The sequence below is a fragment of the Jannaschia seosinensis genome (assembly GCF_001408515.1).
Lineage (GTDB): Bacteria > Pseudomonadota > Alphaproteobacteria > Rhodobacterales > Rhodobacteraceae > Jannaschia > Jannaschia seosinensis.
Window position 1 is genome coordinate 73,015 of the sequence record NZ_CYPR01000043.1, and the last position, 6,000, is coordinate 79,014.

The window sequence follows — 6,000 nt, forward strand, 5'->3', positions numbered from 1 at the left end:
ATCCGCAATCAGCGGCGGTCCGGCGGCGTCCCCTCCGCGCCCAGACGCGCCACGACCTCGTCCAGCGGCAGCACTTCCGTCGCCTTCTCGCCCAGGCGGCGGAGAGTCACGCTGCGGTCTTCGACCTCTTGGCGGCCGATGGCGAGGATCGCGGGCACCTTGCCGACGGAATGTTCGCGCACCTTGTAGTTGATCTTTTCGTTGCGCGTATCGGCCTCGGCACGGACGCCGGCTTTCGTCAGGGCGGCGACGACCTCGTGGACGTATTCATCCGCCTCGGACACGATCGAGGCGACGACGACCTGACGCGGCGCGAGCCAGAAGGGCAGGCGGCCGGCGGAGTTCTCGATCAGGATGCCGATGAAGCGCTCGAAGCTGCCCAAACAGGCGCGGTGGAGCATGTAGGGGCGGTGCTTCTCCCCGTCCTCGCCGATATAGGTCGCGCCAAGCCGCTCGGGCAGGTTGGGATCGACCTGGAACGTGCCGCATTGCCAAGTCCGGCCGATTGCGTCGGTCAGGTAGAAGTCGAGCTTGGGGCCGTAGAACGCGCCGTCGCCCTCCTCGATCCGGTAGGTGCGGGAGGTGGAGCGTATCGCGGATTCAAGCGCGTTCTCCACGTGGTCCCACGACTCATCGCTACCCACGCGCTTTTCGGGGCGGGTGGCGAAGGCGATCTCGAACGTGTCGAAGCCGAGATCCTCGTAGACGGAGGCGAGGAAGTTGATGAACTTCGCGCATTCCGCCTCGATCTGGTCCTCGGTGCAGAAGATATGCGCGTCGTCCTGCGTGAAGCCGCGCACGCGCATGATCCCGTGCAGCGCGCCCGACGGCTCGTAGCGGGAGCAGGAGCCGAATTCCGCCATCCGCAGCGGCAGGTCGCGGTAGGATTTCATCCCGTGATTGTAGACCTGCACGTGGCAGGGGCAGTTCATCGGCTTGAGCGCGTTGATCGCCTTTTCGCGGGCATGTTCCTCGTCGACCTCGACGATGAACATGTGCTCCTGATACTTGTCCCAGTGGCCCGACTTCTCCCACAGGGAGCGGGAGACGACCTGCGGGGTGTTCACCTCCATGTAGCCGTCGGCGCGCTGCTTGCGGCGCATGTAATCCTGCAGCGCGGTGTAGATGGTCCAGCCGTTCGGGTGCCAGAAGACCTGGCCCGGCGCCTCTTCCTGCATGTGGAACAGGTCCATCTCGCGGCCCAGACGGCGGTGGTCGCGGGCCTCGGCCTCCTCCAGGAACTTCAGGTGGGCCTTCAGGTCGTCGCGGTTGCGGAAGGCGATGCCGTAAATCCGCTGAAGCTGCGGGCGGGTGCTGTCGCCCAGCCAGTAGGCCGAGGATACGCGGGTCAGCTTGAACGCGTCCGCCGGGAGTTGGCCGGTATGCGAAAGGTGCGGGCCGCGGCAGAGATCCTGCCAGTCGCCGTGCCAATACATGCGGATCGGCTCGTTACCGGGAATGCGGTCGATCAGCTCGACCTTGAAGGGCTCGCCCACCTCTTCGTAATGCTTGCGCGCGCGCTCGCGGTCCCAGACCTCGGTGCGGACGGGGTCGCGGGCGGCGATGATGCGCTTCATCTCGGCCTCGATCGCGCCCAGATCCTCGGGGGTGAACGGCGCCTCGCGGTCGAAATCGTAGAACCAGCCGTGATCGCGGACCGGCCCGATGGTGACCTTCACGTCGGGCCAGATGGTCTGGACGGCGCGCGCCATCACATGCGCGAAGTCGTGGCGGATCAGTTCCAGCGCGGGGGCGTCGTCGGCCATCGTGTTGATGGCGATCTTTGCGTCCTGCTCCAGCGGCCAGGCGAGGTCGTAGTGGATGCCGTCCACCTGCGCGGAAATCGCCTTCTTGGCCAGCGACTTGGAAATGCTCTCGGCCACGTCGCGGGCCGTGGTGCCTTGGGGGACCTCGCGCGTCGCGCCATCGGGGAAGGTGAGGGTGATCTGGGACATCGGACATGTCTCCCGTCGTTTCGGCGCCCACGGAACGCCCGGTTGCGGTCAGGTGCAGCGGCTTTTGGTTTACGGTTTGATTGACGTCAAGGTCATGGCTGTCATTGAGTGTGAGACGTGCCGCATATTGAATATCGGAGAACCTCATGGACACCATCCTCGTCACCACGGACCTGAGCGCGCGCTCGGACCGCGCCATCGCGCGCGCGGCGCAGCTTGCTACCGATCTGGGCGCGGAGTTGCATATTCTGCACGTGTCCGACGACGATCTGCCCGCCGCGCTGGTCGACCGGCGCAGCCACGAGGCGGAGACGGCGCTCGAGCATATGGTGGCCGAAGACGACAAGCTGTCCGTGCTGAAGCCGAAGATTTCGGTGCTGCGCGGCGGGGCGGCGGGAGTCATCGGCCGCGTCGTCGCGGAGCGGTCCATCGGGCTCGTGGTCCTCGGGTCGCACCGCAACCGCGGTCTGGGCGAGATACTGGGCGAGCCGACGCTGTCGCGGATTCTGCGCGCGATCAAGGTGCCCGCGCTGGTCGCGGTCGGGCGCGCGGATCAGACCTACCGCTCGGCCATCGTCGGCTGGGACGAGTCGCCCGCCTCGGAGCAGGCCTTCAACCTGACCCGCAAGATCGCGCCGGACGCATCGGTGGAGCTGCTTGGCGCGTGGCACGAGCCGTTCATCGCGGGCCCCTACGGGATGGTCGAAGTGGCCGATTCGGGGATCCAGACCCTCCAGACGCAGGTTGATGCGGCGGCGGAGCGGTTGTCGACGGATGGCCGCCGTGTGTCGGGCAAGGCGATGAGCGGCGGGCCGGGCGATGTGCTGCTTCGGCAGGCCAAGTCCGAGAATGTCGACCTCGTCGCCATCGGGCGCCATGCGCGCAGCGGTCTGACCCGGCTGATCATGGGGGATACGGCGCGGAACGTGGCGCTCTTCGGGGAGTGCGACGTTTTGGTGGCGCCGCCTTCGTGATCTTGGCGGGGTGCGGGGGGTTCCAACGGCGGGCCCCCATGAGATAGGAGCCCGCCAACCGAACCCCTCTGCCCGGAGATACCGATGGAGATTCGCGAGGCGCTTACCTTCGATGACGTGCTGCTCGTTCCCGCCGCCAGTCAGGTGCTGCCGGGGACGGCCGATACCCGCACGCGGGTCACGCGGGCGATCGCGTTGAACGTCCCCGTGCTGTCCTCGGCCATGGATACGGTGACCGAGGCGCGGATGGCGATCGCCATGGCGCAGGCCGGCGGGATCGGCGTTGTCCACCGGAACCTCGACATCGAGGCGCAGGCGCAGGAAATCCGGCGGGTGAAGCGGTTCGAGAGCGGTGTCGTCTACAACCCGATCACGCTGCGCCCCGATCAGACGCTGGCGGATGCCAAGGATTTGCAGGACCGCTACCGCGTCACCGGTTTTCCGGTGGTCGACGAGAAGGGGCGCGTTCTCGGCATCGTCACCAACCGGGACATGCGTTTCGCTTCCGACGACGCGACGCCGGTCGCCACGATGATGACAGCGGACAACCTCGCCATGCTGCGCGAGCCGGTCGATCTGACCGAGGCCCGGTCGATGATGCACGCCCGGCGGATCGAGAAGCTTTTGGTGGTCAATGCCCAAGGGCACCTGACGGGCCTGATGACGATCAAGGATATCGAGCAGGCCGTCCTGAACCCGCAAGCCTGCAAGGATGCCCTAGGCCGTCTGCGCGTGGCGGCGGCGACGACGGTGGGCGATGCGGGATTTGAGCGGTCCGAGGCGCTGATCGATGCGGGCGTTGACCTGATCGTGGTCGATACAGCCCATGGCCACAGCGAAGGTGTCGGGAAGGCCGTCAGCAGGATCAAGCGTTTGTCGAACGACGTTCAGGTGGTTGCCGGCAACGTGGCCACCGCCGAGGGGACGCGTGCGCTCATCGATGCGGGGGCGGATGGGGTCAAGGTCGGCATTGGCCCCGGCTCGATCTGCACGACGCGGATGGTGGCCGGCGTGGGTGTGCCCCAACTGACCGCGATCATCGACAGCGCCAGCGCCGCGGGCGACGTCCCGATCATCGCGGATGGTGGCATCAAGCTGTCGGGCGATTTCGCCAAGGCCATCGCGGCGGGGGCGTCCTGCGCCATGGTCGGCTCGATGCTGGCGGGAACCGACGAGAGCCCGGGCGAGGTGATCCTGTACCAAGGGCGGTCCTTCAAGGCCTATCGCGGCATGGGTTCGATCGCCGCGATGGCGCGGGGGTCGGCTGACCGCTACTTCCAGAAAGACGCGGCGTCCGACAAGCTGGTCCCCGAGGGGATCGAGGGGCAGGTTGCCTACAAAGGCGCGGCCGGAGCGATCATCCATCAGCTCGTGGGCGGGCTTCGTGCGGCTATGGGCTATACCGGATGCGCCACGATCGAGGAGATGCGCGGTAACTGCCGGTTCGTGAAGATTACCGGGGCGGGTCTGAAGGAGAGCCACGTCCACGACGTGCAGATCACTCGCGAGAGCCCGAACTATCGGATCGGGTAAGACCTTATCCCTGCTGGATACATTTTCTGTTCCGTTGCTTGGACTTCTGGTGGAGCTTTCTGAGAACAGGGCGGGATATGTTCAGAACCGGTTGATGCATCAGTGCGTTAACTGATGCAAAAAGATAGAGTTCGGGCGCAAACAAAGCAGCGGAGTCCATGTGAGGGACCTGCATTTTGTTTGTCAGCAGCTTTGTGCGGGGTCATGTCCGCAGGATAGCCAACGATAGTCCCCGCCGCCGGCCGGGTCGGTATCCGGAGCATCCTCTGCGCGGGGAGACGCAGACTTCTGCTGCCTTTGGGTGGGACGCCGTGGGCGTGGGACGAGGGCGGTGGAAGCAGTTTGGTCCTCGGGGCAGGTTAAGGGTGACACAACATGAGAAGAAAGGGTCGCTCCTGCCGCAAGGGTGGAGACGCACCATGCCGTGAGCGAGATCTCGGATAATGCGGTCGCGCCGGCCGCCCCTCGCTCCATATCAGCAACGGCGAGGCGGGCCTTATTATTCTCCCTCGGCGTCTCAGAAACTATCGCTGCGGTATCTGTCCAGGCCTCTATGCACTAATAAAAGCTCTTCAAACGATTTACGCTTGAGATTGAGCGGCACGCGCTCGAATTGGTTTTTGTGAGGTCGCATTTATCGCCACCAAAACTCAGCGCGAAACCCACTGGTCTGCCCCCTGAAAATGTCCGTCGTCAGACAATTTGGGACGCTTGAGCGTTTTCCAGACTGGAGGCTCTGGCTCACCGCTGATTGATGTTATGCGTTTTCAGTTTCGTGGCGCAAGCGCCGGGTGAGCATGGTTTTTCGTTTGATCTCCTCTCGCTGTTCCAAGATTTGGTCACCCCGGACGTAGTAGACGTCGGCCGGCGTCAGGTTTCCGAGGCTCTCATGGTACCGGCGGGTGTTGTAGTGTTTGACGAATGCGCCGATCTGGCGTTCAAGATCCCCGGGCAGGAAGTAATGCTCGAGTAGCACGCGGTTCTTCATGGTCTGGTGCCACCGTTCGATCTTGCCCTGGGTCTGCGGGTGGTATGGCGCACCGCGGACGTGGTCCATGCCCTTGTCCTTGAGATAATCGGCCAAGTCCCCGGCGATGTAAGACGATCCGTTGTCGCTGAGCAGCCTTGGTTTGGCGACGGCGGTCGCGCAGTCACAGCCCGAAGCTTTCAAGGCCAGGTCGAGCGTGGCGGTCACGTCCTCGGCCTTCATCGTCGTGCAGAGCTTCCAGGCGATGATGTATCGGTATTGTACCCTCAGGTCTGGAAATTCGCTTGAGACGCGGGGCGTGAGCCCGTGCTGGGGCGCCCCAGCACGGGCTGCCCATTCTGGTATTCCATGGAGTTGCAACACGGCCATGGAGAAGAACGAATGGACAGGCGGAAGGATACGGCGCTTGAGGCGGTCTTGGAACAGTTGATCGAGCACGGGCCCGGCGAGATCGCATCGGTGTTCGCGCGGGCTTTCGAGCTGGCGATGCAGATCGAACGGGAGCGGTTTCTCGGCGCGAGCCATTATGAGCGCACGCCCGAGCGTCACG

3 protein-coding genes and 1 pseudogene are annotated in these 6,000 nt (G+C 64.6%); 2 read left to right on the forward strand and 2 right to left on the reverse strand.

Annotation, left to right across the window (positions count from 1 at the left end; all coding sequences use genetic code 11):
* Positions 1-8: 8 nt before the first annotated feature.
* A complete protein-coding gene (gene thrS / locus JSE7799_RS03865) occupies positions 9-1,955 on the reverse strand; it encodes a threonine--tRNA ligase (RefSeq protein WP_055662430.1) in 1,947 nt (648 codons plus the stop codon).
* Between the two features lie 146 nt (positions 1,956-2,101).
* Here thrS and JSE7799_RS03870 point away from each other — a divergent pair, with 146 nt between their 5' ends.
* Positions 2,102-2,929: a universal stress protein gene (locus tag JSE7799_RS03870; RefSeq protein WP_055662431.1), complete on the forward strand. Its 828-nt coding sequence runs from the start codon at positions 2,102-2,104 to the stop codon at positions 2,927-2,929.
* An 84-nt stretch (positions 2,930-3,013) separates the two neighbouring features.
* A complete protein-coding gene (guaB, locus tag JSE7799_RS03875) occupies positions 3,014-4,462 on the forward strand; it encodes an IMP dehydrogenase (RefSeq protein ID WP_055662432.1) in 1,449 nt (482 codons plus the stop codon).
* Positions 4,463-5,219: 757 nt separating this feature from the next.
* Here the strand turns inward: guaB and JSE7799_RS03880 are convergent.
* A pseudogene (locus JSE7799_RS03880) lies at positions 5,220-5,705 on the reverse strand (transposase); the annotation flags it as partial.
* Positions 5,706-6,000: the final 295 nt, after the last annotated feature.

Coding starts and splice junctions, on each gene's coding strand:
- thrS (WP_055662430.1), bottom strand. CDS start 1,955: ATGTCCCAGATCACCCTCACCTTCCCCGATGGCGCGACGCGCGAGGTC.
- JSE7799_RS03870 (WP_055662431.1), top strand. CDS start 2,102: ATGGACACCATCCTCGTCACCACGGACCTGAGCGCGCGCTCGGACCGC.
- guaB (WP_055662432.1), top strand. CDS start 3,014: ATGGAGATTCGCGAGGCGCTTACCTTCGATGACGTGCTGCTCGTTCCC.